The organism is Roseburia sp. OM02-15 (assembly GCF_003481835.1).
Taxonomy (GTDB): domain Bacteria; phylum Bacillota; class Clostridia; order Lachnospirales; family Lachnospiraceae; genus Eubacterium_I; species Eubacterium_I ramulus_A.
The window spans coordinates 93,402-119,621 of sequence record NZ_QULX01000001.1 but is presented as its reverse complement, the minus strand read 5'-3'; the positions used below and the strand labels follow the sequence as shown (position 1 = coordinate 119,621).

The window sequence follows — 26,220 nt, the reverse complement described above, 5'->3', positions numbered from 1 at the left end:
ATAACCCAGCTCACTGTCTGCCATACGTGATAATGCTTCCTGTCCGTTATAAGCTTCTTCTATGATCACTCCGTAATCTTCCAGAATTGTATGAACGTTTCCACAAAATCTCCATAAAAGTAAGAAAGCTTTTACTGGGTATCACCTCAACACACAATAAAAGCTTTTCTTTCACTATTAATTTTCCTTTATTACAACAATTCCCGTACCTGATATGCAAGGATCAGTTCAAACCGACTCTGCAAACCACTGAAATCCCTGCCAAGGATCTTCTTGATCTTATTTAACTGGTAATTAATGGTGTTTCTGTGCACGTACACCGCATCTGCCAGTGCCTGCACGCTGCCGTCCAGCTCAAGATAGCGGCACAGGAGTTCCAGATACTGTGTGTCATTTTCCCGGTCATAACGTTCCAATGCACCAAGCGTCTCGTGATAATAACTCTCCAGAACTTCATTATCTCCCACGGACAACAGAATCTTTTTCGCACCAAATTCATCATAAAAAAGTGGACTTTCCCCACGTTTTCGTGCCAGACGCAACAGGGTACAGACTTTTTTATAGTTCTCAGACAAATGCTCGATTCCGGGTTCATTCTGACTGACGGCAATCTTTAACGTCACAGTATCGGAACCTTCCTGCGCCTCCAGACGTTTTGCCAAATCATGGATCTCCTCGTTTGCGAAATCATTCAATACGATAAAAATAGACTCTGAAGACACAAAATATCCGATGGTTCCCACCATTCGCTCCACCCGGCGCAGCAGATGCGACCGAAACATTTTCTGCCGGTAGACATTTCGGTTCAGAAAATCAATGTCGATTCCCATGATGCAGAATTTTCCATTTACATTAAAGTTATTGCGGGCAAGAGCCGGAAGATATTCTCTGGCATTTTTCGGATCAAACACGATATTTTTCAATGTGTCCGCCAGATTTTCTTCTTCTTTTTCGTTCTGGAAGATCTGGTTGGAAAAATCTCTCGTAATGTCCACCAGACGGGTTTTCCACGGCACTTCCAGCAATGGAAAATTCATTTTATTACAATAATCAATGACGGACTGTGGCACGGATGTAATGTAAGGTCCCACATTAACCACCAGACCACTGGCTTCCCGCTCATACAGATTTTCTACAAATTCCAGTAGCCATTCATTGCCGTTCTGCGCAATTCCCGTGGTAAAGATCAGTTCTCCGCCGTGAATGAATCCACCGGTCTCCACGTCCTCCAGGGTATGGATCCACTGCACGATATTGCCTGTCCCGTTCTCTCCTGCCAGAATCCGCATTCCGTACAGATAACTTGCTTTTTCACATAACTGCCTCAGTAAAATAGCCATACACATCGCTCCTAACTGAAAATTTTCCGCAATAATCCTACAGAAATCACACTATTTAAGTCTCAAAAAAGCTCTTATTGTAATCACACAGAACTCAATTGCAAAATCATCTCTAAATAGTTCCAATTTCTGTAAAAAAGAAGCCATGACCAGAAATGGTCATGGCTTCTTTGCGTCTGTCTTCGTTATTCTCCGTCAGCATTTCCCTAAATACTGACTTTTGATATATAGTAACGGTATTTTACAAAAAAGGCAAGTATATTTTTCACAATTTTTCTTGTGCTGCGGCACAAACATTCTTGAACAGCCCCATTTTTTCTTTTTGCTCACATATTTTTTTCTTGAAACAGTTTTCTCTCAATAAAAGGTTTAACCTAATCTCCAAACCGATAATTGACATAATCCACGTTCAAGTCGAACGTACGTGAGACTTGGTGCGTGATTCTGGTCAGCGCAAGCTGACATCTTCTTTTCAGAATCACTGCACTCTACACTCCGTTCCGGTCGGCGCAAAACCATTGTCTCCCAGACAATGTGCGCCCTCGCGGAGCATTTATCTCAGTCGGAGATTGTACTCCCACTGAGAAATACTTGTTACTACTCACCACTTGCAGAAGTGGGAGTCTCAACTCAGACTGAGATAAATTTTACACAATTATCAATTCCAACTTTATAGCTGTTCAGCACCAGATCATAGTTCATCGGATCTCTCCACTCACCGCCGTAGGTGTAATGGTTATAATACTCACTGCGGTATTTATTTGTCTTTTTGTACATCTGCAGCGCACGCTGTTCCGATACGTTTGTCCGCTCCATGATCGTATGAATGCAGGCGCTCTGCGGTGCTTCGATAAAGACGTTGATGACATTTCCATATGGTCGCAACACGAAATCTGCACATTTTCCGATGACGATAAAGGATTCGCTTCGTGCCATGGTCTGAAGAATATCTGCCTGAATGTTAAACAGGTTATTGTCGGAAGTAAAGTCTTTTTCTCTTGGTTCCAGCACTGTGGAGAATGGCATGGATGCCAGTTTTTTTGCCAGAAAACCGCCGTTCAGACGTTCATCCATATCGACAAACAGCTTTTCATCGATGCCGCTTTTTTCGGAAGCCATCGTCAGAATCTGGCGCTCATAGCACGGAATACCAAGTTCTTTGGACAATGCCAGTCCGACACTTTTTCCACCTGCACCGAAATTTCGGGCAATGGTAATTACATAATTTGTTCGCATTTTCTCACCTCACTCACACGTTCAATTGTAAAATGCTATTCTACTTGTAGTTTTTATTCTGTTTTTCCATGTGAGATAGTAAAATACTGTCACAGATTATCTTTTCCATCCCACATGGTTTTTTCTTACATATTTTTCTGAAAAACTTGTATTCGTTTGTATTAATCTTCTTTATCGCATTTCAGAACCGCATTTAATAATACAGAAGCACCCATGGTACACTGTTTTGTGGATGTAAACTCCGGTTCGCAGTGGGAATGACCATCTTTGGAAGGAACAAATACCATGGTTGTCGGGAGCATGTAGGATGCAAACTGTGCATCATGTCCGGCGCCAGAGTTGATTCTCTGGTTGGAGTAACCAAGTTCGTCAACAGCTTCCTGTACATAGCCAACTAATGTCTTGTCGTAGTAAACGGTATCACGCGTCCATGCTACTTCATAATTCACTTTACATTTTGCAACTTCTTTCGGCATATTTTCAATGATGCTGACTACCTGAGCGATAACTTTCGGAATTTCCACGGCACTGTCTAATTTGCTTCTCCGACAGGCACTCATGCACACCGGATTGCTGCAATCCATGCATGAAACATTTCCGACTTTTTCGGCAGCTCCCATATGATTTTCAAACCGGAAGGAGCGTATGATGTCGCTGACCGGAAGATGTGAGGTGCACGCATGACTGCAGGGAGCGTTTTCACATAACAGACAACGACTGGTCTAGGTTTCCAGAAATAATTCCCGATTAAACATGTTGCTCCTCCTTTCTAAGCTAACGTGTGCCAGACTGCGATTCAGTACCATTTCAAGAATGCTCCGGCATTCTTGTTGCGAGGTGCGCGTCATGCAATTGCATGACATACTTCAACTGCGCACCTCTGTAATCCTGCCGGAGGCTATATCAGATGGGGGATTGGCTCCCACCACTGATACTAGCTTGTTTCTCACCACCTATAGAGGTAGGAGTCATCTCCCATCTGATATACATGATGTATTTTTTATCTTTCCTACAGCACTCATTTCCATATTGCTTTACGGTATTGAATCTGCCAGTCTTTGCACTCAAATTTATTTTTCTACTTCTCTTGGTACTCGTTTGACGTATTGTCCCATACCCGGTGTTCCGGTGAACTCACCGTTATCGTATACAAGGTTTCCTCTGAGGTATGTCTGTACCGGATAACCGTGTAATTTTTTTCCTTCCCAGATGGTATGATCATAATCGGAATGCATATTTGATACGGAAATCGTGAAATCTTTGTCCTTATCGTAAATAACGATATCTGCGTCTTTTCCGATACTCAGAGAACCTTTATCAGTGCACCCGAAAATTTTTGCCGGATTAGTGAAGCAGAGCTCTACGACTTTTTCAAATGTAAGTTTTCCGGAATTTGCTGCATCCAACATGTATGGATACATGTTTTCCACACCGGCACATCCGTTTGGAATTTTTGTAAAATCATCTTTACCCCAGTCTTTCTCATAGGACTGGAACGGACAGTGATCGGTTGCTATCGTATCAATAAATCCATCTTTGATTGCTTCCCATAAGGCATCCAGACTTTCCTGTCCTTTCATTGGCGGGGAGCATACGAAGTTGCGTCCGTCTTCCCGTTTGTATACATCACAGGTAAATTCCAGATACTGCGGACAGGTTTCCACATAAACCGGTGCGCCTTCTTCTTTGGCTCTGATGCAGGCTTCCAATCCTTCTTTGTCCGCCATATGCACGATATAGATCGGTGCATCTAAATGTTTTGCCCAGTGAACCGCTCTCTGATCGGCTTCTGCCTCTACAAATTCCGGGCGGCTCAAGTAATGATACCAGGCACTTATTTTTCCTTCTTTCAGGAAATTTTCTGTATTTAAGTCAATCAGATCCGGATTTTCCGCATGTACATTGATCATTGCTCCCAGTTCTTTTGCCCTGAGCAGCAATCTTGCCAATGTCGCATCGTCTACCATCATGCCTTCTTTTTTGTATACAAGGAAGCATTTAAAACTTGTGATGCCTTCTGCTACAGCTTTCTCCATCTCATCTAAAATTTCACCGTTATTTAAGTTTGTGATACAGCAATGCATTGCATAATCCACGCAGGCTTCTTTTTCCTCCTCAACCGAAAAATTTATTTAATGATATTTCTTCATTACGATTGCTCCCACGATCATTAAACCCGCGTAAAATATAATTCCGATGGCAGATACCATCACCGTGGACTTGATATTTACCAGCATCGCGGACCAGTTATCATGAATGATCGCCGCGATTCGTGTCGGGAGCGGAAGGGTAAATACATCCGTCCGCAAAATTGCGTGTATTGCCTGTGACTGCCACAGGATAAAAAAGGCGGCAGAGAAGTTTTGTTGTGACTTCTTTGCCGCTTTAAAGTTTCCTGTGAAAAGGTTGTTCCTTAATTTACGGTTGATTATACGCATTCGCTAAAACAATTTCAATTTCTCAGTGCACAATTTTTTTTGTGCTGTTGCACACAGTATCACCATCAAAAGAACGACAGGTCAAACATATGTAAGACCTGCCGTTCTTTGTCTATTACTTTTTTACTTTTGTTCTGTTTCCAGAAGTTCTGCATCTTCCAGTTCTGTTTCCGCCTCTTTCGCAATTTCCTGCGGCCGCTCAGATTCAAGTACCATACTGTGTTTTACCACCAGAATCCAGCCCATTGCCAACGGTACAGATCCCAGATATGCCGCGCGCACCGCAAAGGCATTGACTGCTATCGCTCCATAGCATGCCCCGATAAAAAAGGAAAGTACTGTATTGGTATACAAAATTCCTTTTTTCTTAAATTCCGGATCTTTTGTCAAAAAATACTGCGTCCAGCCGAGCATGGCCTGTTTGAAATTATTACTGGAAAAGATGGTCGCACTGTTGTAGCCGTTTGCCGATGAATATACGCCCCACTGAAATGCAGAACAGAAAAAAATCGGATACAGACCAACCAGCACTGGTTTTAACGGCAGTAATGAGGATACCACTAATCCTGCTGCATCCACCAGAATCGCCAATTTACGCATATTTATGTTCGTATAATTCGTCAACAGGTAGGAAACTACCACTCCGCCGCCAAAAAGCGGTAATGCAAGCACTCTTAACAGCACATCGTACCACTCGCCTGATACTAAAGATGCTGCCATTTCCATGATATTTCCGGTCTGCGCCGAACCAAAATTTCCCATATGTAATAAAATCGCGTAAGCTCCAAGAAATCCACCCACAAGAGCAAAATTCCAGTGAATCAAAGCTTCCCACTGATCTTTTGTTACTTTTTTTCTCATTGTATTTGCCTTTCTTTTCAGAAATTGTAATGTCTTTGATTTTTTCCTTGCCTATCATAGCACTATCTCTTTTATTAAGCAAAAATTTTTTTACATACAAAAAGCACCCAGAGTTTAAATGCAGTCATTCCATAACCTGCGTTCAAACTCTGAGTGGTTTCCACACATATTTCATCTCAGTCTGAGTTGAGACTCCCACTTCTGCAAGTGGTGAGTAGTAACAAGTATTTCTCAGTGGGAGTTCAATCTCCGACTGAGATAAATGCTCCGCGAGGGCGCACATTGTCTGGGAGACAATGGTTTTGCGCCGACCGGAACGGAGTGTAGAGTGCAGTGATTCTGAAAAGAAGATATCAGCTTGCGCTGACCAGAATCACGCACCAAGTCTCACGTGCGTTCGACTTGAACTTCTACCTGGCATACGCCGCCTTATAAATCTCCTGACAATCCTCAAAGGTCGGCGCCTTCCGTGTATTTCCCGGACTTCCGCTATCCAGCGCATCCTGCGCCATCTTCGGAATCGCCGCATAGAACTCCTCTCGCGGAATTCCATACTTCTCTAACATCGGCACTTCACACACCTCACAAATATGCTCGATCGCTTTTAGGAACTGCTCTGCTGCCGCGATATCGCCCATTTGAGCATCTGCCACACCAATTGCCCTTGCAAGGTCTGCAAACCGCTCATACGTCCCTTTTAATGCGAAGGAAAAGCATGCCTTCAGCACCATGGCATTGGAAATACCATGCGCCACATGAAACAGTGCTCCGATTGGGCGGCTCAGTCCATGCACCAGTGTCACACTGGAATTGTTGATGCAGATTCCTGCCTCTAATGCCGCCAGTGCCATCTGATGTCTGGCTTCGCGATTTTTTCCATCACGATAAGCAATCGGCAAACATCTCCGATTTCACCACATACGGTCCCGTCACCAGCAGCGCCTTTTTCCCGCATTGTTTCAGATATCCGACCGCCTCAGAGAGGCAGTCCCTTCCGGTAAAAATATGTTCCGGGATCAGATAGTGAGCCATGAATCCACCTCCGTTAATACTTCATCTACTTTTACCATTTCCTCACGCAGCTGCTCCTCGGTAATGATCAACGCCGGGTTGACAAAAATCATATTTTCGTGGGAATAGGTCATAAATTTCTTTGCCTTTAACATACCGATGATCTTGCCCATGGTTCCTTCCGGATCTTTGCCATATGGTACTAACGGTTCTTTTGTTTCTCTGTCTTTGACAAGCTCAATGGATGAGAAAAGACCGATGTAACGAACATCACCGATACACGGATGTTTCTCTTTTTCTTCCTGTATACATACGGGCGATTTTTACCGCATTTTCATTGGCATCCGCACCGGCATTTGTGAAAAATACTTTGCCGAAATTATCCGGAAGCCGATCAATGATTATTTTTCCAAGAGTTGCTCTGCTTTCTGCCGCATAAGCCGGTCCCACAAATTTGAATTTATCTACCTGTGCCTTGATGGCATCTCCGATTGCTTTATTTCCAAATCCCACATTCAGGTTTACAAGCTGAGAGGACATATTGGGTTTAAAAAAGGAGCCCGCACCATATTCGGTGTTGGCTCCTTTGCGCTACCTTTATGTCTTTTGGTTAACGCCATTTTAATTTGTTTTTTCGGTGGATACAAGGATTCTAAGCCTAAGTTTTTCTGTGCTTAAGCACACACAATGCAAAGATAGTTTTTTATATTCATTCTGCAAACTGCGTGCCATATGACATTTCCATAATCATTCTGCACATCTCAACCGTCTTATCTTTTCTTCCTGCTTCTTCTCACCCTGAACTTCGGGCATTCCACCACCTGACAGCGAAAACTCTGCTTGCAATCCTGTCTGCAATCCTGACACATTTCATTGTACTGGATTTCCTGCGCCTCGTTCAGCATAAAATCTGCTTCGCCCATGGGCATACCATAGATCAGCTCCGACAGATCTAACTGTTCATATGTCTCCGCATTTTCTCCATTTGAAAATGCTTCTTCCGTCAGCAGATTACTCTTGCTCATCGCCTGCTGCCTCTGTCGCAGTCTCTGCTTCGATACCTTTGGCATCCTCTGCAACTTCTTCACCTTCTAAAGTCTCATCTTCTTTGACTTTGGTGATACTTGCTACTTTCACATCATCTTCCATGTTAATCAGTTTCACGCCTGATGTGACACGACCAAGGATAGAAATATCACTGACTTTCATACGGATGATAATGCCCTCAGTGTTGATGATCATGATCTCGTTATCATCATTTACAGCCTTCACGCCAACCAGATTTCCGGTCTTCTCTGTGATCTTGTAGCATTTTACACCTTTACCGCCACGGTTCTGAGCAGTAAATTCATCAATGGAAGTACGTTTTCCAAGTCCGCGCTCAGATACGATCAGCAGATGCTCACCCTGAGTGTTGAGCTGCATGCCGACTACTTCATCACCGTCTGTCAGACTCATACCGATAACCCCCATGGATACACGACCGGTGCTTCTTACATCAGTCTCATGGAAACGGATACACTGGCCGTATTTTGTCACAAGGAAAATATCCTGTGAATCATCGGTAAATTTAACCTCGATCAGTTCATCATCTTCTCGTAACGTAATCGCTGCCAGACCTGTCTTTCTGACATTTGCATAATCGGTGATTGATGTTTTCTTAACAATACCGTTCTTGGTTGCCATAAACAGATACCAGCCCTCTTTGTACTCCTTGATCGGAATAACAGCTGTGATCTTCTCACCCGGTGCCAGCTGCAACAGGTTGATAATAGCAGTTCCGCGGGCCGTTCTGCTTGCCTCCGGAATCTCGTAAGCCTTCATACGGTATACTTTTCCGGTATTGGTAAAGAACATCAGATAATGGTGGGAAGTTGTCATAAACAGCTCCTCAATATAATCATCATCGATGGTCTCCATACCTTTGATACCACGACCGCCACGATGCTGTGCACGGAAATTATCAGCGCTCATACGTTTGATATAGCCAAGTTTTGTCATTGCAATGACAGTATTTGTCACTGGAATCAGGTCTTCCATGGAAATATCGTACTCATCGTATCCGATGGATGTACGTCTGTCATCGCCATATTTAGCACTGATCACCATGATTTCTTCTTTGATAACACCAAGCAGTTTTTTCTCATCTGCCAGGATTGCTTTCAACTCAGCGATACGTGCCATCAGCTCTTTGTACTCAGCTTCCAGCTTCTCGCGTTCCAGACCGGTCAGAGATCTCAGTCGCATATCTACGATTGCCTGAGACTGTGCATCGGTCAGACCAAAACGCTCCATTAATCTTGTTTTTGCTTCCTGTGTCGTACGGCTGCCACGGATGATGGAGATTACTTCATCAATGTTATCCAGCGCGATCAGTAAGCCCTGTAAAATATGGGCACGTTCTTCTGCTTTGTTTAATTCAAATTTTGTACGTCTTGTTACAACGTCTTCCTGATGTTTCAGGTAATATTTCAGCATATCAAGCAGGTTTAATACCTTCGGCTCATTATTGACCAGAGCCAGCATGATAACACCAAATGTATCCTGAAGCTGTGTATGTTTAAATAACTGATTTAAGATAACGTTCGGGTTTACGTCTTTTCTCAACTCGATACATACACGCATACCCTGACGGTCAGACTCATCACGGAGATCTGTGATACCGTCCACACGTTTATCTTTTACCAATTCAGCAATTTTCTCAATGAGACGGGCTTTATTTACCATGTATGGAAGTTCTGTAACAACGATACGGTTTTTGCCATTTGGCATCGGCTCGATATCTGTCACGGCACGCACACGAATCTTGCCACGTCCGGTACGATATGCTTCCTCAATACCTGCGGTACCAAGAATCATGCCTCCGGTCGGGAAATCCGGACCTTTGACAACATCCAAAATTTCCTCAATGGTTGTGTCTCTGTCTTCTTCTACACGGTTATCAATGATTTTTACAACAGCACCGATGACTTCACGCAGGTTGTGTGGCGGAATGTTTGTCGCCATACCTACGGCGATACCTGTGGTTCCGTTTACCAGAAGGTTCGGGTATCTGGAAGGAAGCACTACCGGCTCTTTCTCTGTCTCATCGAAGTTTGGCTGAAAATCAACGGTATTTTTGTTGATGTCAGCCAGCATTTCCATGGAAATCCGGCTCAGACGCGCCTCAGTGTAACGCATGGCGGCTGCACCGTCACCATCTACAGAACCAAAGTTTCCGTGACCATCCACCAGTGGATAACGTGTAGACCATTCCTGTGCCATGTTTACCAGAGCACCATAGATAGAGCTGTCTCCGTGTGGATGATATTTACCCATTGTATCACCGACAATACGCGCACATTTACGATGCGGTTTGTCCGGTCCGTTGTTCAATTCGATCATGGAGTAGAGAACACGGCGCTGTACCGGTTTTAATCCATCTCTGACATCCGGAAGAGCTCTGGATGCGATTACGCTCATGGCATAATCGATGTAGGATTTCTCCATGGTTTTCTTCAGGTCCACGTCGTGGATCTGATCAAATATCTTGTCGTCCATTTATATTCCTCTCTTTGATGCGGGAAAAATGTGTTTTATTTTTTACGAAACTGTTGTGAAAAACCACACGCAGACACGGACGATTTTCTATCTTCGTTGCGCCGCTTATTTCCGCCTCCTTCCGCGAACTCGCTTGCAAGATCAGCAAGCTCAAACACACTCACGGAGGCGGGCTATGCTCACTCCGATAACGAAAATCGCCCTACCGTCTCGCTTTGTGGTTTTTCACTTCCAGTTTCTGTATAAATTTCAATATTCTATTTTTCCCTTATTACGTTTCGTCTGTCACTACAGCATGTATAATGTATAGCAAATCAGACATTACAATGTCTGATTCATCCATTCGCAATCCACTTCGCTTCTTGCTCATAGATGTTACGTTCGTCAAATACATACCTTCTTTTATGCCAGCATAACGCATGTATGTATTTTCCTCACTTGCTATACATCTAAGTTCTCTACGTATTTCGCATTGGCTTCGATGAAGTCACGACGCGGCTCTACTTTGTCTCCCATCAGGGTTGTGAATGTAAGGTCAATCTCTGCAGTTGCAGCTTCGTCCATGGTGACACGGCGCAGGATTCGTTTTTCCGGATCCATGGTTGTCTCCCAGAGCTGTTCTGCATCCATCTCGCCCAGTCCTTTGTATCGCTGGATCTTGTTGCTGGAGTCACGTCCTACTTCTGCCAGAATGGCATTTAACTGCTCATCACTGTATGCGTACCATACTTTTTTGTTTTTCTCCAGTTTGTACAGTGGCGGCTGTGCCAGATATACATAACCCTGTTTGATCAGTTCCGGCATGAAACGATACAGGAAGGTCAGCAGTAAGGTACTGATATGAGCACCATCCACATCGGCATCGGTCATAATGATGATCTTGTGATAACGCAGTTTTGTAATATCAAAATCCTCATGGATACCGGTTCCGAAAGCAGTGATCATGGCTTTGATCTCGGCATTTCCATAAATCTTATCCAGTCTTGCTTTCTCTACGTTCAGGATTTTTCCACGCAGCGGAAGAATTGCCTGTGTTGCACGGCTTCTTGCTGTCTTTGCGGAACCACCGGCGGAATCACCCTCTACAATGTAGATCTCGCAGTTTTTCGGATCTTTATCGGAGCAGTCTGCCAGTTTTCCCGGAAGGGACATTCCCTCCAGAGCGGTTTTTCTTCTGGTCAGATCACGGGCTTTACGGGCTGCCTCACGGGCACGCTGTGCCAGCAGGGATTTCTCGCAGATTGTCTTTGCAACCGTCGGATTCTGCTCTAAGAAATAAGTAAGTTGCTCACTTACCACGCTGTCTACCGCACCGCGGGCTTCGCTGTTTCCAAGTTTCTGTTTTGTCTGTCCCTCAAACTGAGGCTCAGAGATTTTAACACTGATGATAGCGGTCAGACCCTCACGGATATCCTCGCCGGAAAGTGCTGCTTCGTTTTCTTTCACCAGTTTGTTTGCCTTTGCATAAGAGTTAAATGTCTTTGTCAGGGCATTTCTGAATCCGGCAAGATGCGTACCACCTTCCGGAGTCGTGATATTGTTTACAAAACTGAAGGTTGATTCGTTGTAGGAGTCATTGTGCTGCATTGCAACCTCTACATAGACACCGTCACGCTCTCCCTCACAGTAAATAACGTTTTCATACAGAGCTTCTTTGCTCTTGTTCAGATACTGAACAAACTCTTTGATACCGCCTTCGTAATGGAAGGTTTCTGTGCGCTCCTGTCCCGGTCTCTTGTCTGTCAGAACGATGCGCAGGTTTTTGGTCAGGAATGCCATTTCACGCAGACGCTGACGCAGTACATCATAGTCATATACAGTATCCTCAAAAATGCTTCCATCCGGAGAGAACGTTACTTTTGTACCAGTCTGCTCTGCCGGGCAGTCACCAACGATTTTCAGCGGATACATGGTTTTTCCACGCTCATAACGCTGCTGATAAATGTGTCCGTCTCTGCATACCTGAACTTCCAGCCAGTTCGAAAGGGCGTTTACTACGGAAGCACCTACACCGTGCAGTCCGCCGGATACCTTGTACCCTCCACCGCCAAATTTTCCGCCTGCATGCAGAATGGTAAATACAACCTCTACCGCCGGTTTTCCAGCTTTGTGGTTGATGTCTACCGGAATTCCACGGCCGTTATCGGTAACGGTAATGGTATCACCTTCATTGATCACTACATTTATCTCCGAGCAAAATCCTGCAAGTGCCTCATCCACTGCGTTATCCACAATCTCGTATACAAGATGGTGAAGTCCGCGGGAAGAAGTACTTCCGATATACATACCCGGTCTTTTTCGTACTGCTTCGAGACCTTCCAAAATCTGAATCTGATCTCCACCGTATTCTGTACTCATTCCTGTCCTCCTACTGTTCTGCTATCGTGCCTTCCCTGACGAAAAACACTTTATTTATGTGAAATCTATTTTTAACAAATTCATCCAGACCCGTACATGTGATGATGGTCTGAATATCATGGATGCTGTTCAGCAGATAATTCTGCCGGTTGCTGTCAAGTTCTGACAACACATCATCCAGAAGTAATACCGGCGTATCGTGGATCAGCTGTTTTACCAGCTCGATCTCCGCCAGTTTTAACGAAAGTGCAGATGTCCTCTGCTGCCCCTGGGAACCGTATTTGCGGATGTCCGTCTCATTGATCAGGAAGGAAATATCATCCCTGTGCGGTCCGTAAGACGTCATTCCCATTTTCAGATCCTTCATGCGGGATTCCTCCATGCGCGCCGCCAGCTCCTCTGCCGTGGCAGACGGTTCATACACAAGTTGCAGCGTTTCCTTATTTCCGGAAATATTCTGATGGATTCCCCGAACCATTTCATTCAGTTCCTGCAAAAACGCCTGTCGGCGCTGAATGATCTTCGTTCCATAGAGCACCAGCTGCTCATCCCACACCGGAAGCGTTGCCTCCATATCCGGCCGGAAATGGATGTCCTTCAGCAGTTTGTTACGCTGCTGCAAAATCTTGTGATATTTCGTCAGATTGTGCAGGTAAATGCTGTCTAACTGACTTAATTCCATATCCATGAATCTGCGGCGCCCCGCCGGTCCGTCTTTGATAATATTCAAATCTTCCGGAGAAAAAACAACCAGATTCAGGATTCCAAACAGTTCTCCGGCTTTCCGGATCGGAATGCCGTTGACTGCGATTCCCTTGGCACTGTTTTTCTTCAGATGAATATCAATCCTGTTTTCCACACCGTTTTTTTCCACAATGGTGCGGATATGTGCCTCGTCCGCGTCAAAGCGGATCATTTCCTTGTCCTTGCTGCCTTTGTGGGACTTTGTGGTTCCGCTGACATACAGGGATTCCAGCACATTCGTCTTTCCCTGGGCATTATCTCCGTACAAGATATTGGTTCCGGCATCAAAAGCGATGCCGAGAGCCTGATAGTTGCGAAAATTCTTTAATTCCAGTGATTTTATAATCATTTGCCGATCTGAACACTCTCTCCGTTAAATGTAATGACATCTCCTTCGTGGAGCTTTTTGCCGCGCTGGTATTCTACCTCTCCGTTGACCTCTACCTGTCCGTCCTGGATCAGCATTTTGGCATCCACACCGGAGCCAACCATACCTGCAAGCTTCATGGCTTGGCCAAGTTTGATAAAATCATCTCTGATGATAACTTTTTCCATTTGTCTCTCCCATCTTCCGTTTAATCGTAAAACCTTACAAAAGGTTCTACAACCAAACCTCTGTTTTCTGTATTACTGACACCACTGCGTTTATACGGTTGCTGCGTTAAAGTTAACCGGAAGAATCAGGTATGTATAAGTGCCTGCATCATCCTTGATAAAGCAAGGTGCCTTCGGGTTTACCATATATAAAGTAACTTCTTCATCATCAATGGCGCGAAGTGCATCGATAAAGAAACGCGGGTTAAATCCGATCAGCAGATCTTTTCCCTCTTTGTCGATCTCAAGTTCCTCATTCATGGAACCTGCAAAGGAATTGATCTTTAACTGAAGGCTTCCGTCCTGAATGTTCAGGATGATCGGTTTCTTGTCACCCTCACGGATCAGCAGAGTTGCACGGTCAATACAACTTAAAAACTCACGTTTGTTTACTTTTACCTTTGTATCATAATCAGAAGAAAGCATCTGATCAATGTGGAAATACTCGCCTTCGATCAGTCTTGATACCACCTTTGTCTGATCAAACTCAAATAAAATGTGGTTGTCTGCAAAATAAATATCCACCATATCCTCAGCTTCACCTGTCAGGATCTTGCTGATCTCCTGAAGTGTCTTTCCAGGAACGACAACCTTTAACGGACTGTAGTTTTCTTTTAACTCGATATTTCGGATGGAAATACGGTGTCCGTCCAGAGATACAACTCTCAGACGGTTCTCGTTGATTTCAAAAAGTTCACCGGTCATCAGTTTGTTTGTATCGTTATCTGCGATAGAGAAAATGGTCTGGCGTACCACATCCTTTAACGTAAACTGGGAAATGGTGATGGACTCATTTTTCTCAATATATGGAAGATAAGAAAAATCTTCACCGGATTTTCCTGCGATGGTAAATTTTGCTTTTTCACAGGTAATGATGGTCTGGAAAGAATCATCCGACTCGATCACAACCTCATTATCCGGAAGTTTACGAACAATCTCAGAAAAGAATTTTGCATCCAGTGCGATGATTCCTCTCTCAACGATCTCTCCTTCAATCACGGTCTCTATTCCAAGTTCCATATCATTCGCAGTCAGCTTGATCTCATTTGCCGATGCATCAATAAGAATACATTCCAGAATCGGCATGGTTGTTCTGGACGGAACAGCCTTTGATACAATGCTGACACCTTTTACCAGGTTTGCTTTTGAACAGATTATTTTCATAATGTTAATAACTCCTTTCAGGCATCATAGCTTCACATAATATATCTATATATAAATGGTTTTCGTCGTAATCGTCTTAGCGCATGTGTATAAGTGGATAACGTTCCACCACCTTACGTTAAGCAGATTTTCACCATATTTTTTTCTGTTTTTTGCTGTGGATTTGCTACTTACAGTTTGGGGACAATCTGTGAAAAATTCCGTTTTTCTCCGGCATCAGAGCACACCTTAAAGGATCTCACGTACATTTTCTCTCAACGTGATACCTGAGATTTCCGTTTTTCCACAGATTTCCACAACGCTTTCCTCTGTTATCTACACGTATATCAACATGTAATCAGCATGTTTCATCTGTTTATCCACATATTGTCCACTTAATTTGGGTTAATTTTCTTCTTGATCGTCTCTACCGTCTTTGCAACAGCTTCATCTGCACTGACATCCTCTGCCACCTTCTTAATCCCATGAACCACCGTGGAGTGATCTCTGCCGCCAAGCACTTTTCCAATGGCTTCCAGCGATGCATCCGTCATATTTTTACACAGATACATGGCAATCTGCCTTGGTTTTGCCACATCATTACTCCGGGATTTTGACAAAATCTGTTCGATACTGATGCCAAAATGCTCCGCAACCACTTCCATAATGAGCTGTGGTGTCACAATGCGTGGCTTGTCCGGTGAAATGATATTCTGCAATTCCTTCTGCGCGATCTCCATGGTGATCTCCGTCTGAACCAGATTGACGTACGCCATCAGCTTATTTAAGGCACCTTCCAGTTCACGGATGTTCGACTTAATATTGACCGCTATGTAATTCAGGATCTCATCACTCAGCTCAAATCCATCCCGCTCCGCTTTCTTTTTCAGGATTGCCATACGGGTTTCATAATCCGGCGAACCGATATCTGCCAGAAGTCCCCATTCAAAACGGGAACGGATGCGTTCTTCTAATGTCTCCATTTCCTTTGGCGGACGGTCACTGGACAAAATGATCTGCTTTTTCGCCACATGAAGTTCATTAAAGGTATGGAAAAATTCTTCCTGCGTGCTTTCTTTTCCTATAATAAACTGCACATCATCGATCAGAAGCACGTCGATACTGCGGTATTTCTCCCGAAAACGGCTCATAGCAGTATTATTGCCATTTCTAATCGCCTCAATCAGTTCATTGGTAAATGTTTCCGATGAAACGTACAGCACCTTCATCCCCGGATGATTTTCCTGAATAAAATGTGCAATGGAATGCATCAGATGTGTCTTTCCCAGACCTACACCACCATATAAAAACAGCGGATTGTAGATTTCTCCGGGTGATTCTGCCACTGCCAGCGACGCTGACTGTGCAAACCGGTTATTATTTCCCACTACAAATGTATCGAATGTATAGTTCGGATTCAGGTTCGACCGTTCCGCTTCCTCTGTCGTAGCCTGCCGCGCCGGATGCGGCATTTTGAGTTTTCTGGCCTGCTCCGGAAGAACAAATTCAATCTCATATTCCATCCCGGTGATCTCTGCCACTGCAACCTTGAGTGGAAGGTAATACTTCTTATTAATATAAGTAAGTCCCATCTGCTCACTGGAAACCAGTACAAAAATGCGGTTATTCTGGATAGAAAAGATCTGAAGCGGCTTCAACCAGGTATTAAAAGAAATATCTGTCAGCTCATGTTCCCGTTTTACAGTCAGAAGGATCTCACTCCATTTTTCTTCGACTAACTGCATAACTATCTCCATTTCTTTATTAGTAGCGGTAAGTATCCAATGTCTATGATAACTCAAATCGCGCCATTTTTCAATGAAAACTTCCGAACCGTACAGGGGATAATAGACGGGGCAAAAATGGATTTTCGGGCGTTTTACACGTTTTTCTAAAACTTTTCAATTTTCTATTGACTTGTCTGACTTTTTTTGTTATCATCCGAAATGATGCTACGAGGAATGGAGGTGTATCACATATGAAAATGACTTATCAGCCGAAAAAGAGACAGAGAGCGAAAGTTCACGGTTTCAGAAAAAGAATGAGTACAGCAGGCGGAAGAAAAGTTTTGGCCGCTAGAAGATTAAAAGGAAGAAAAAAATTAACAGCTTAGGCCACAACGTTTGTGGTCTTTTCTTCTCTTTAGACAAATTGTTGTAAATCAGAGGACAAGAGACATGCATTTTTCAGAATCATTAAAAAAGAACAGAGATTTCCGGACAGTTTACCGGGAAGGTAGATCTTATGCAAACAGACTTTTAGTCATGTATACGCTGAAAAATGACTCGGACAGAAACAGATTAGGAATTTCCGTTAGTAAGAAAGTTGGTAACAGTGTTGTCCGGCACCATATTACCAGATTAGTAAGAGAAAGTTACAGACTGCATGAAGAGATGTTCCATAGTGGTTGGGACATTGTAGTCATCGCAAGGGCAGGCGCAAAAAACGCATCATATCACGAAATCGAATCCGCATTGCTGCACTTGGGAAATCTTCAGAAAATTATGAACCCCGAAGAAAAGAAGATGGAATCACATTGAAAAAAATATTGATTTTTTTAATAAAATGGTATCGTAAATATATTTCTCCGATGAAAACCACGAAATGTCCGTATTACCCGACCTGTTCCACCTATGGACTGGAAGCGGTAGAGAAGTATGGAGCATGGAAGGGTGGATTACTTGCGCTCTGGCGCATTTTACGCTGTAATCCGTTCTCAAAGGGTGGTTACGATCCGGTTCCATGATTATAGGAGGCAACCAGATGGATTCCTTATTTTTACTTACTCAGAATTCAGGTAAGATTTTAGGACCAATCGCAAAGGTACTCGGTTACCTTATGAACGCAATCTACGCTTTTATGGATAAATTTTTACACATCCAGAACGTAGGTTTAACAATCATCTTATTTACGATTGTTATCTATCTTTGCTTACTTCCGCTTACCTACAAGCAGCAGAAGTTCTCAAAGATGTCACAGATCATGAATCCTGAGATTCAGGCAATTCAGAAAAAGTATAAAAACCGAAGAGATCAGGCATCTGTTCAGGCAATGAATGAAGAGACACAGGCCGTTTACCAGAAATACGGCGTATCCCCGTCCGGTAGCTGTGTATTTATGCTGATCCAGCTCCCGATCCTGTTTGCTCTCTATCGTGTTATTTACAATGTACCGGCATACATCACAAACGTTAAGAGTACATTTGACGGCGTTGTAACCGGTATTATGGGTACCAGCGGATATCAGGATACCATGAACAGTTTCCTTGAGACAGTTTCCAAGAAAAACTCCGTATTCCGTGGTATTTCTCTGAATTTTTCAGGAACGACTCAGCAGGCTCATGATTCTATCGTTGACGTATTGTACAAATGTACCAGCGATAACTGGACATTACTCCAGGATAAATTCAGCGGTCTGTCAGATGTTATTGCAAGTACCCAGTCTGCAGTAGAGCATTTTAATAACTTCCTCGGAATCAATATCGTATATTCTCCGAAGACAATTATTACAACAAGTGCTCACGAAGGACATTATGTACTGATTATTCTGGCTTTACTTGTACCGATCCTTGCAGCTTTAACACAGTTCCTGAATATCCGTCTGATGCCACAGGCAGCTTCAAACGGCGGACAGCAGGAAGCTATGGCAGGTCAGATGAAGATGATGAACTACATGATGCCTTTATATTCTGTATTCATCGTATTCTTCCTTCCGGTCGGTGTTGGTATCTACTGGATCGCAGGTTCCGTAATTCGAAGCTTCCAGCAGTTCCTTCTGAACAAGCATTTTGATAAGATGGATCTTGAGAAAGTGATCAAAGAGAACCAGGCAAAAGCAGCTGCAAAGAATAAGAAGAAAATTGAGAAAAAAGGCGTAGCCGGCGAACAGATCGCAAACGCTGCCAAAGTAAACACTCGTAATATCCAGTACAGATCTATGGCAGACAAAGCAGCTTCCGTTTCCACAAAAGATGTGAAACAGGATACAAACAAAAAATACAAAGAGGGAAGCATGGCTTCCAAAGCAAATCTTGTAAAAGATTTTAATAACAAAAATACAAAATAGGGGAGGGCATTGTAATGGATTTTATCGAATTTACAGGAAAAACTGTTGATGATGCACTTACAAACGCTCTGGTTGAGTTTGGCGTAACAAGCGATCAGATTGAGTATGAAGTGTTAGAAAAAGGCAGTTCAGGATTTCTTGGATTCAACAGTAAACCGGCAAAGATCAAAGCCCGTAAAAAATATACCGTTGTAGATCATATCAGAAATTTCCTTTCTCAGGTATTTGACGCTATGGGACTGGAAGTTGAGATTCTGATCAAACCTTCCGATGAAGAAAATGTATACGATGTAGAGCTGAAAGGCAATGAGATGGGCGTTCTGATCGGCAAACGTGGTCAGACACTTGACTCTTTACAGTACCTTACAAACCTCGCGATCAACAAACATTCTGAGACTTATACCAGAGTAAAACTTGATACAGAGGATTACCGTAAGAGAAGAAAAGAGACACTGGAAAATCTCGCAAGGAATATTGCTTACAAAGTAAAACGTACGAAAAAGGCAGTATCTCTTGAGCCGATGAACCCATTTGAGAGACGTGTGATCCATTCCGCATTGCAGAATGACCGTTACGTTTCTACACACAGCGAAGGTGATGAGCCTTACAGACATGTTGTAATTACATTAAAAAGACAGTAATTTTTGAGTTTATTTTAAATTAAAAAACTTTCAGCAAAGACGGATGTGGACACGGATAATTTTCTGTGTCTGCTGCGCCGCTTATATCCGCTTCCTTCCGCGAACTCACTTGCAAAACCAGCAAGCTCAAACACACTCACGGAAGCGGGCTATGCTCGCAGCCACGATGAAAATTAACCTATCGTCCGGCATCCGTCTTTTGCTGAAAGTTTTCTTTACGTTATGAAATAAAAATATTATAATAAAAAAACAAGATGCATAATTGTGAGAGTACGAAGTACGAAACAATTCGTATGGCATCTTTTGACCCCACCATCTAATTTATTTTCTATTAGATACTTTCGGATTCTTTGATTATAACAAAATAACTATTTTGAAATGTTCCGAAAGTATATTAATATTTAATCTGAGAGAAGAACACAAATATGAAAACTGATACAATCGCAGCGATTGCAACAGCCATGTCTAATTCCGGTATCGGAATCGTCCGCATCAGCGGTGACGAAGCATTAGAAGTTGCAGATCGCATTTTTCGTCCAAAAAAGGGAAGCCGCAAGGTTTCCGATATGGAGACACATACCATCCATTATGGCTATGTGGTAGACGGTGAAGAAGTAGTAGATGAAGTTATGCTTCTGATCATGAAAGCACCGCGCAGTTATACCTGCGAAGATACCATCGAAATCGACTGTCACGGTGGTGTTCTGGTTATGAAAAAAATACTGGAAACAGTTTTAAAATATGGAGCCCGCCCGGCAGAACCGGGAGAGTTTACCAAACGGGCATTCTTAAACGGACGTATTGATCTGTCCCAGGCAGAGTCCGTAATCGACGTAATTAACGCCCAAAATGAGCTGGCGCTAAAGAGCTCCGTCAGCCAGTTACAGGGCGCCGTTTTGGAGAAAATAAAGGACATCCGTGCCGTTGTACTGCATGAGATCGCCTTTATCGAATCCGCTCTGGATGATCCGGAGCACGTTTCACTGGATGGCTATCCGGAGCAGTTACGTGGGATCATGAGCGATGCCCACTCCAAAGTAAAAAAACTGCTGGATTCTTCCGATAACGGAAAAATGTTAAAAGAAGGTATCAACACCGCCATCGTCGGAAAACCAAACGCCGGAAAATCCTCCCTGCTGAATATTCTGGTGGGAGAGGAGCGTGCCATTGTTACAGAGATTGCCGGTACAACACGCGATATTCTGCAAGAGCAGATTCAGATCGGTGGCATTGGATTAAACGTCATTGATACTGCCGGGATCCGCGACACAGAAGATATTGTTGAAAAAATCGGTGTCAACAAATCCAGAGAATATATTGAAAAAGCAGACTTGATCATCTATGTTGTGGATTCCTCTACAGAACTGGATGAAAACGACCAGGAGATCATTGAAGCCATTCAGGATAAGAAAGCAATCGTTCTGTTAAATAAATCCGATCTGGATGCCAAGACTGATGCAGCCATTTTACAGGAACGTTTAGACAAACCGATTCTTTCCATTTCAGCAAAAAATAACACCGGAATCCATGAGCTGGAAAAACTCATTGAGGAGATGTTTTTCAGTGGAAAACTGTCCTTCAATGATGAAGTATATATCACAAATATCCGTCAGAAAAATGCTCTGGCAGAGGCAGAGAGCAGCCTGAAAATGGTGTTACAGAGCATAGACGACGGAATGCCGGAAGATTTCTTTACCATTGATATGATGAATGCCTATGAGGTCTTAGGCACGATTATCGGCGAATCTGTGGGTGAGGATCTGGTAAATGAGATCTTCAGTAAATTCTGTATGGGTAAATAAACTAACAGGATTTAGCTCAATTATTGTTTTGTGAAATAATAATTAGATTATAAACAAGTACTATAAGTAAATTACAAATATCTGCTCGGATAAATTCTCTTTGTAAAAACATGGAGTAATGTTTATTTTGTATATTGTTTGTATGTTATATAATCAATAGAAAATATGATAGTATTTTCCATTTGTTATATAGCAGTTGTAATATAAAGTAATATTTCTATGAGGAAAAATATATGCCAGTTATAAAAGAAAATTATGATGTTTGTATCGTCGGCGCAGGTCATGCGGGCTGCGAAGCAGCCCTTGCCTGCGCACGACTGGGACTGGAAACCATTCTTTTTACCATCAGCATTGAAAGCGTAGCCATGATGCCGTGTAATCCGAATATCGGAGGCAGCTCCAAAGGTCATCTGGTGCGCGAAATCGATGCCTTAGGCGGTGAGATGGGCGTCAATATCGACCATACCTTTATCCAGTCTAAAATGTTAAATAAATCAAAAGGACCTGCCGTTCATTCCCTGCGTGCACAGGCGGACAAAGCCGATTACAGTGCCAGAATGAGACAGGTATTGCAAAACACCGACCATCTGACACTGCGTCAGGCAGAGGTTACCGAATTAATGGTAGAAGATAAGCAAATTCGTGGTGTGAAAACGTTTTCAGGAGCAGAGTATTATGCAAAAGCGGTCGTACTTTGTACCGGTACTTATCTGAAAGCCCGCTGTCTTTACGGAGATGTGGTCAATCACACCGGGCCAAACGGACTGCAGGCAGCTAACCATCTGACCGATTCCCTGGTTGCAAATGGAGTAGAAATGTTCCGTTTCAAAACAGGTACACCGGCACGTATCGACAGACGTTCCGTTGATTTTTCCAAAATGCAGGAACAGCTCGGCGATGAGAGAGTCGTACCGTTCTCATTTACAACCAATCCGGATGATGTACAGATCGATCAGGTCAGCTGCTGGTTGACCTATACCAACGAAAAAACACATGAGATTATCCGCGAAAATTTAAGCCGATCCCCGCTTTTTTCCGGCATGATCGAAGGAACCGGTCCTCGTTACTGTCCGTCTATCGAAGACAAAGTAGTGAAATTTGCAGATAAAAACCGCCATCAGGTATTCATTGAACCAGAAGGAATTCACACCAATGAAATGTATATCGGCGGTATGTCCAGCTCCCTTCCTGAAGATGTACAGTATGCGATGTACCACACTGTACCGGGATTAGAGAATGTCAAGATTGTAAGGAATGCCTACGCAATTGAGTATGACTGTATCAATCCGCGTCAGCTGTATCCGTCTCTGGAATTTAAGGAAATCTCCGGTCTGTTCAGTGGTGGACAGTTTAACGGAAGTTCCGGATATGAAGAAGCAGCAGCTCAGGGACTGATTGCCGGAATCAATGCTGCTATGAAAGTAAAAGGTAGAGAACCGCTGATTCTGGATCGTTCCGAATCCTACATTGGCGTATTGATCGATGATCTGGTTACAAAAGAAAACCATGAACCATACCGTATGATGACTTCCCGTGCAGAATACAGACTGTTACTCCGTCAGGATAACGCTGATCTGCGTCTGACCAGACACGGTTACGAAGTCGGATTAATTCCGCAGGAACGTTATGACTATGTTGTAAAAAAGGAACAGCTCATCGAAGAAGAAGTACAGCGTGTGGAAAATGTTCATTTAGGAGCATCCGCACCGGTACAGAAATTGATGGCAGAGTACAACAGCCAGCCACTCAATACCGGTACATCCCTTGCAGAACTGATTCGCCGTCCGGAATTAAATTATGATGTTTTGGCACCGATTGATCCGGAACGTCCGGAACTGACAGAGGACGTCCGCGAACAGGTAAATATCAATATTAAATATGACGGATATATCAAACGCCAGATCAAACAGGTAAAACAGTTTAAGAAACTGGAAAGCAAAAAGCTGCCGCCATACTTTGATTACAATCAGATCAGCGGCTTACGCATGGAAGCACAGCAGAAACTGAACCTGTATCAGCCGATCTCCATCGGACAGGCTTCCCGTATTTCGGGTGTGTCCCCGGCGGACATTTCTGTCATTTTAGTATATTTGGAACAATTACACTATCAGCAGAAAAAAGAACAAGAACAGGATAAATAAACGTATGAGTTATGATCTGACCAAATTCAAACACGGTCTGGAAGAACTGAACATCACTCTGACAGACGAACAGATAGAACAGTTTCTGCAGTATTATGAAATGCTTGTAGAAAAAAATAAAGTAATGAACCTTACTGGCATTACAGAATACGAAGAAGTCATTCAGAAACATTTTCTGGACAGTCTTTCTCTGATCCGCGTGATTCCGGATATTGCCAGTCAGAAACTGACCGTCATCGATCTTGGAACCGGTGCCGGTTTCCCGGGTATTCCGTTAAAAATTGCATTTCCGGAATTAGAGATTACCCTGATGGATTCTCTGAACAAAAGAATCCTGTTCCTTCAGGAAGTGATCGATGCACTTGGCCTAAAAAAAGTATCTGCCGTTCACGGAAGAGCAGAAGAGATGGCTTCCAATGCTACGCACAGACAGCAGTATGATCTCTGTGTTTCACGTGCAGTCTCCAATCTGGCAGTGCTGACAGAATACTGTTTGCCATTTGTAAAAAAAGGTGGATTATTTGTTTCCTACAAATCCGCAGATTCTGATGCAGAAATTCAGGAAGGAAAGAAGGCGATTTCTATTCTTGGTGGAAAACTTACTTCCGTAGACAAATTCCAGTTACCGGATTCCGATCTGAGACGTGCACTGGTTTGTATTAAGAAAGTAAAAGATACACCAAAGAAATATCCAAGAAAAGCAGGTACACCTGCAAAGTTACCACTTAAATAACAAATATATGGTATAAAAAATATAAGAGAGAAAATATATTGATTACACTTGACGAATGACAAAATCACAAAATAATAAAATTGTAATAGAAATAGAACTGCTGTTGAAAAATAGCAGTTCTATTTTTCTGAATTTATCAGTCAAAAAAGACACAACAGAAATGTTTCACGTGAAACATATTTGCTGTGTCTTTTTATCATTATGAGTGAAGAATAATATTTACCAGATGTACAAATTTATCCGGTGCTTCCATCTGTGGAAGACAAGTAGTATTCGGAATATATGCATCTTCAATCGCTGGATTGAACTCCTGATAATCATTAATAACATCTTCAATAAACGGATGCTCTTTTCCACCGATCAGACAAATGCTGTTGTTGATCTTTTTAATTGCAGATACCACATTGATATTGGTGTAATAACTTTTGATACTTGCAAGCAGATATTTTCCACCGCCATCACCAATATGTGCTGCCTGATAGTAAGTCTGGATCGTTTTTTCAGAAACCATGTGTCCTTTGTAATAGTAGTTATTTACAAATGCATCAATGATCCGGTTCTTACTTACTTCCATATTATAAATAAACGTACCGATAATTGGCAGTTCAATCAGGAACTTCAGCATATTTTTTCTACGTCCCGGTGCTTTTGCCAGTTCGTACAAGTCAGTTGGTGTTACTCCGATGATCTTATCATAGTATTTAGATTCCATCTGACATCCCATAATTACAAAAGAAAGGGAATCTCCTGTAGCAATAACATCTGTCTTTTCTTCAATTACTGCATGGATAAAATCATTTACTAACTGAACATATAAATAATTGGTGTATGTCATATTCGGTTTTTCAGAGCGTCCACATCCTAATAAATCAATGGCATATACGGTATGATCCTCAGACATTTTTTTGATCACTGCTTTCCACTCATAAGAAGATGAGGTCGGATCCAGATCATGGATCAGTAATACAGGCTTTCCTTTTCCGCTTTTTGTATAATAGATATTTCCATACTTCCAGTGATAATATTTTCCACCACCGGTCGGTAAATGGTCTGTCATATGTGAGAAAACACTGATCAGCTTATTAATAATAATAATCAGACCAGCTACAATACATAGTAATAATGCGCTATTCTTAATATGCTTTTTCATCAATAAACCCCTTTCGCATTTAATCATTTTAATACCTATATTATAATCCATTGCCCCTTGAGATACAAATACTTTTTTTTCAAGAATGCTCCGGCATTCTTGTTGCGAGGTGCGCGTCATGCAATTGCATGACATACTTCAACTGCGCACCTCTGTAATCCTGCCGGAGGCTATATCAGATGGGGGATTGGCTCCCATAGCTTGTTTCTCACCACCTATAGAGGTGGGAGTCATCTCCCATCTGATATATCATTCGCTTATCTCATAAGATTGCGTACTTACAGAAAAAGTAATTTCCTAATTATATGAATAACGGAAATATCTTTTGTAGCAATTCAAGTCGAACGCACGTGAGACTTGGTGCGTGATTCTGGTCAGCGAAAGCTGACATATTCTTCTCAGAATCACTGCACATCTACGCTT

The 26,220-nt window shown here is 42.8% G+C and carries 24 protein-coding genes and 2 pseudogenes; 8 read left to right on the top strand and 18 right to left on the bottom strand.

Translation table 11 applies throughout. From position 1 onward, the window contains the following. Positions 1-191 precede the first annotated feature (191 nt). From DXB15_RS00630 to dnaA, 17 genes and pseudogenes are all read right to left on the bottom strand, one after another. On the bottom strand, positions 192-1,340 hold the full coding sequence (locus tag DXB15_RS00630) for a PucR family transcriptional regulator (protein ID WP_158582155.1): 1,149 nt from the start codon (positions 1,338-1,340) through the stop codon (positions 192-194). 630 nt (positions 1,341-1,970) lie between these two features. Beyond that, positions 1,971-2,576, bottom strand: coding sequence for a cytidylate kinase-like family protein (locus tag DXB15_RS00625; protein WP_118701721.1), 606 nt, complete (start codon positions 2,574-2,576; stop codon positions 1,971-1,973). A gap of 161 nt (positions 2,577-2,737) precedes the next feature. Further along, positions 2,738-3,100 (bottom strand): annotated as a pseudogene (locus DXB15_RS00620) (M20/M25/M40 family metallo-hydrolase); the annotation flags it as partial. A gap of 546 nt (positions 3,101-3,646) precedes the next feature. Further along, positions 3,647-4,687 (bottom strand): annotated as a pseudogene (locus DXB15_RS00615) (amidohydrolase family protein); the annotation flags it as partial. 21 nt (positions 4,688-4,708) lie between these two features. Then, complete coding sequence (locus DXB15_RS00610; protein ID WP_118701720.1) at positions 4,709-5,014, bottom strand: hypothetical protein; 306 nt, start codon at positions 5,012-5,014, stop codon at positions 4,709-4,711. Positions 5,015-5,137: 123 nt separating this feature from the next. Then, on the bottom strand, positions 5,138-5,875 hold the full coding sequence (locus tag DXB15_RS00605; protein ID WP_118701719.1) for a YoaK family protein: 738 nt from the start codon (positions 5,873-5,875) through the stop codon (positions 5,138-5,140). 410 nt (positions 5,876-6,285) lie between these two features. Further along, positions 6,286-6,774: an iron-containing alcohol dehydrogenase gene (locus tag DXB15_RS00600; protein WP_118701718.1), complete on the bottom strand. Its 489-nt coding sequence runs from the start codon at positions 6,772-6,774 to the stop codon at positions 6,286-6,288. Then, the gene (locus DXB15_RS16850) at positions 6,755-6,907 is read right to left on the bottom strand and encodes a hypothetical protein (protein WP_158582154.1); all 153 of its coding nucleotides are present in this window, start codon (positions 6,905-6,907) and stop codon (positions 6,755-6,757) included. Before DXB15_RS16850 ends, DXB15_RS00600 begins: the two co-directional genes overlap by 20 nt. Beyond that, positions 6,892-7,059 (bottom strand): hypothetical protein, encoded by a 168-nt coding sequence (locus DXB15_RS17495; RefSeq protein ID WP_330427431.1) that lies wholly within the window; start codon positions 7,057-7,059, stop codon positions 6,892-6,894. The genes DXB15_RS16850 and DXB15_RS17495 overlap by 16 nt, the downstream gene beginning before the upstream one ends. A 97-nt stretch (positions 7,060-7,156) precedes the next feature. After that, a complete protein-coding gene (locus tag DXB15_RS17490; protein ID WP_334294927.1) occupies positions 7,157-7,399 on the bottom strand; it encodes an aminotransferase class III-fold pyridoxal phosphate-dependent enzyme in 243 nt (80 codons plus the stop codon). Positions 7,400-7,656: 257 nt separating this feature from the next. Further along, positions 7,657-7,911 (bottom strand): hypothetical protein, encoded by a 255-nt coding sequence (locus tag DXB15_RS00590; RefSeq protein WP_109215675.1) that lies wholly within the window; start codon positions 7,909-7,911, stop codon positions 7,657-7,659. Next, positions 7,898-10,426 carry a DNA gyrase subunit A gene (gene gyrA, locus DXB15_RS00585; protein WP_109215674.1) on the bottom strand — a complete coding sequence of 843 codons (2,529 nt, stop codon included), beginning with the start codon at positions 10,424-10,426 and terminating at the stop codon, positions 7,898-7,900. The genes DXB15_RS00590 and gyrA overlap by 14 nt, the downstream gene beginning before the upstream one ends. 441 nt (positions 10,427-10,867) lie before the next feature. Continuing rightward, the gene (gene gyrB / locus DXB15_RS00580; protein ID WP_109215673.1) at positions 10,868-12,784 is read right to left on the bottom strand and encodes a DNA topoisomerase (ATP-hydrolyzing) subunit B; all 1,917 of its coding nucleotides are present in this window, start codon (positions 12,782-12,784) and stop codon (positions 10,868-10,870) included. A gap of 10 nt (positions 12,785-12,794) precedes the next feature. Continuing rightward, positions 12,795-13,877 carry a DNA replication/repair protein RecF gene (gene recF / locus DXB15_RS00575; protein WP_118701717.1) on the bottom strand — a complete coding sequence of 361 codons (1,083 nt, stop codon included), beginning with the start codon at positions 13,875-13,877 and terminating at the stop codon, positions 12,795-12,797. Then, positions 13,874-14,083: an RNA-binding S4 domain-containing protein gene (locus tag DXB15_RS00570; RefSeq protein ID WP_021738089.1), complete on the bottom strand. Its 210-nt coding sequence runs from the start codon at positions 14,081-14,083 to the stop codon at positions 13,874-13,876. Before DXB15_RS00570 ends, recF begins: the two co-directional genes overlap by 4 nt. Positions 14,084-14,173: 90 nt before the next feature. Then, positions 14,174-15,286: a DNA polymerase III subunit beta gene (gene dnaN, locus DXB15_RS00565; protein ID WP_109215671.1), complete on the bottom strand. Its 1,113-nt coding sequence runs from the start codon at positions 15,284-15,286 to the stop codon at positions 14,174-14,176. A gap of 374 nt (positions 15,287-15,660) precedes the next feature. After that, entirely contained in the window at positions 15,661-17,010 is a 1,350-nt protein-coding gene (gene dnaA, locus DXB15_RS00560) for a chromosomal replication initiator protein DnaA (protein WP_118701716.1), read from the bottom strand. A gap of 233 nt (positions 17,011-17,243) precedes the next feature. Between dnaA and rpmH the strand changes: the two genes are divergently transcribed. The 8 genes from rpmH to rsmG all read left to right on the top strand — a co-directional run bounded on the left by rpmH (position 17,244) and on the right by rsmG (position 24,647). Then, positions 17,244-17,378: a 50S ribosomal protein L34 gene (rpmH, locus tag DXB15_RS00555; RefSeq protein ID WP_021738092.1), complete on the top strand. Its 135-nt coding sequence runs from the start codon at positions 17,244-17,246 to the stop codon at positions 17,376-17,378. 64 nt (positions 17,379-17,442) lie between these two features. Beyond that, complete coding sequence (gene rnpA / locus DXB15_RS00550; RefSeq protein ID WP_109215669.1) at positions 17,443-17,805, top strand: ribonuclease P protein component; 363 nt, start codon at positions 17,443-17,445, stop codon at positions 17,803-17,805. Continuing rightward, positions 17,802-18,011, top strand: a complete 210-nt coding sequence (gene yidD, locus DXB15_RS00545; RefSeq protein ID WP_021738094.1) for a membrane protein insertion efficiency factor YidD — start codon at positions 17,802-17,804, stop codon at positions 18,009-18,011. The genes rnpA and yidD overlap by 4 nt, the downstream gene beginning before the upstream one ends. Positions 18,012-18,028: 17 nt before the next feature. Next, on the top strand, positions 18,029-19,330 hold the full coding sequence (locus DXB15_RS00540; RefSeq protein WP_109215668.1) for a YidC/Oxa1 family membrane protein insertase: 1,302 nt from the start codon (positions 18,029-18,031) through the stop codon (positions 19,328-19,330). Between the two features lie 14 nt (positions 19,331-19,344). Then, on the top strand, positions 19,345-19,971 hold the full coding sequence (gene jag, locus DXB15_RS00535; protein WP_109215667.1) for an RNA-binding cell elongation regulator Jag/EloR: 627 nt from the start codon (positions 19,345-19,347) through the stop codon (positions 19,969-19,971). Between the two features lie 425 nt (positions 19,972-20,396). Continuing rightward, positions 20,397-21,773 carry a tRNA uridine-5-carboxymethylaminomethyl(34) synthesis GTPase MnmE gene (gene mnmE / locus DXB15_RS00530; protein WP_109215666.1) on the top strand — a complete coding sequence of 459 codons (1,377 nt, stop codon included), beginning with the start codon at positions 20,397-20,399 and terminating at the stop codon, positions 21,771-21,773. A 233-nt stretch (positions 21,774-22,006) separates the two neighbouring features. Beyond that, positions 22,007-23,914, top strand: coding sequence for a tRNA uridine-5-carboxymethylaminomethyl(34) synthesis enzyme MnmG (gene mnmG, locus DXB15_RS00525; RefSeq protein WP_118701715.1), 1,908 nt, complete (start codon positions 22,007-22,009; stop codon positions 23,912-23,914). 4 nt (positions 23,915-23,918) lie between these two features. After that, positions 23,919-24,647 (top strand): 16S rRNA (guanine(527)-N(7))-methyltransferase RsmG, encoded by a 729-nt coding sequence (gene rsmG, locus DXB15_RS00520; protein WP_109215664.1) that lies wholly within the window; start codon positions 23,919-23,921, stop codon positions 24,645-24,647. Between the two features lie 199 nt (positions 24,648-24,846). Here the strand turns inward: rsmG and DXB15_RS00515 are convergent, their stop codons facing one another. After that, on the bottom strand, positions 24,847-25,797 hold the full coding sequence (locus DXB15_RS00515; protein ID WP_109215663.1) for an alpha/beta hydrolase: 951 nt from the start codon (positions 25,795-25,797) through the stop codon (positions 24,847-24,849). Positions 25,798-26,220 lie beyond the last annotated feature (423 nt).

What these genes read in the sequence shown, in the direction of transcription:
- dnaA (WP_118701716.1), bottom strand. Translation starts at nt 17,010, where the DNA reads ATGCAGTTAGTCGAAGAAAAATGGAGTGAGATCCTTCTGACTGTAAAA.
- recF (WP_118701717.1), bottom strand. Translation starts at nt 13,877, where the DNA reads ATGATTATAAAATCACTGGAATTAAAGAATTTTCGCAACTATCAGGCT.
- DXB15_RS00515 (WP_109215663.1), bottom strand. Translation starts at nt 25,797, where the DNA reads ATGAAAAAGCATATTAAGAATAGCGCATTATTACTATGTATTGTAGCT.
- DXB15_RS00630 (WP_158582155.1), bottom strand. Translation starts at nt 1,340, where the DNA reads ATGGCTATTTTACTGAGGCAGTTATGTGAAAAAGCAAGTTATCTGTAC.
- rpmH (WP_021738092.1), top strand. Translation starts at nt 17,244, where the DNA reads ATGAAAATGACTTATCAGCCGAAAAAGAGACAGAGAGCGAAAGTTCAC.
- dnaN (WP_109215671.1), bottom strand. Translation starts at nt 15,286, where the DNA reads ATGAAAATAATCTGTTCAAAAGCAAACCTGGTAAAAGGTGTCAGCATT.
- DXB15_RS00540 (WP_109215668.1), top strand. Translation starts at nt 18,029, where the DNA reads ATGGATTCCTTATTTTTACTTACTCAGAATTCAGGTAAGATTTTAGGA.
- DXB15_RS16850 (WP_158582154.1), bottom strand. Translation starts at nt 6,907, where the DNA reads ATGGCTCACTATCTGATCCCGGAACATATTTTTACCGGAAGGGACTGC.
- jag (WP_109215667.1), top strand. Translation starts at nt 19,345, where the DNA reads ATGGATTTTATCGAATTTACAGGAAAAACTGTTGATGATGCACTTACA.
- DXB15_RS00610 (WP_118701720.1), bottom strand. Translation starts at nt 5,014, where the DNA reads ATGCGTATAATCAACCGTAAATTAAGGAACAACCTTTTCACAGGAAAC.
- rnpA (WP_109215669.1), top strand. Translation starts at nt 17,443, where the DNA reads ATGCATTTTTCAGAATCATTAAAAAAGAACAGAGATTTCCGGACAGTT.
- DXB15_RS00570 (WP_021738089.1), bottom strand. Translation starts at nt 14,083, where the DNA reads ATGGAAAAAGTTATCATCAGAGATGATTTTATCAAACTTGGCCAAGCC.
- rsmG (WP_109215664.1), top strand. Translation starts at nt 23,919, where the DNA reads ATGAGTTATGATCTGACCAAATTCAAACACGGTCTGGAAGAACTGAAC.
- gyrA (WP_109215674.1), bottom strand. Translation starts at nt 10,426, where the DNA reads ATGGACGACAAGATATTTGATCAGATCCACGACGTGGACCTGAAGAAA.
- DXB15_RS00590 (WP_109215675.1), bottom strand. Translation starts at nt 7,911, where the DNA reads ATGAGCAAGAGTAATCTGCTGACGGAAGAAGCATTTTCAAATGGAGAA.
- mnmG (WP_118701715.1), top strand. Translation starts at nt 22,007, where the DNA reads ATGCCAGTTATAAAAGAAAATTATGATGTTTGTATCGTCGGCGCAGGT.
- DXB15_RS17495 (WP_330427431.1), bottom strand. Translation starts at nt 7,059, where the DNA reads ATGGGCAAGATCATCGGTATGTTAAAGGCAAAGAAATTTATGACCTAT.
- DXB15_RS00625 (WP_118701721.1), bottom strand. Translation starts at nt 2,576, where the DNA reads ATGCGAACAAATTATGTAATTACCATTGCCCGAAATTTCGGTGCAGGT.
- gyrB (WP_109215673.1), bottom strand. Translation starts at nt 12,784, where the DNA reads ATGAGTACAGAATACGGTGGAGATCAGATTCAGATTTTGGAAGGTCTC.
- mnmE (WP_109215666.1), top strand. Translation starts at nt 20,397, where the DNA reads ATGAAAACTGATACAATCGCAGCGATTGCAACAGCCATGTCTAATTCC.
- DXB15_RS00605 (WP_118701719.1), bottom strand. Translation starts at nt 5,875, where the DNA reads ATGAGAAAAAAAGTAACAAAAGATCAGTGGGAAGCTTTGATTCACTGG.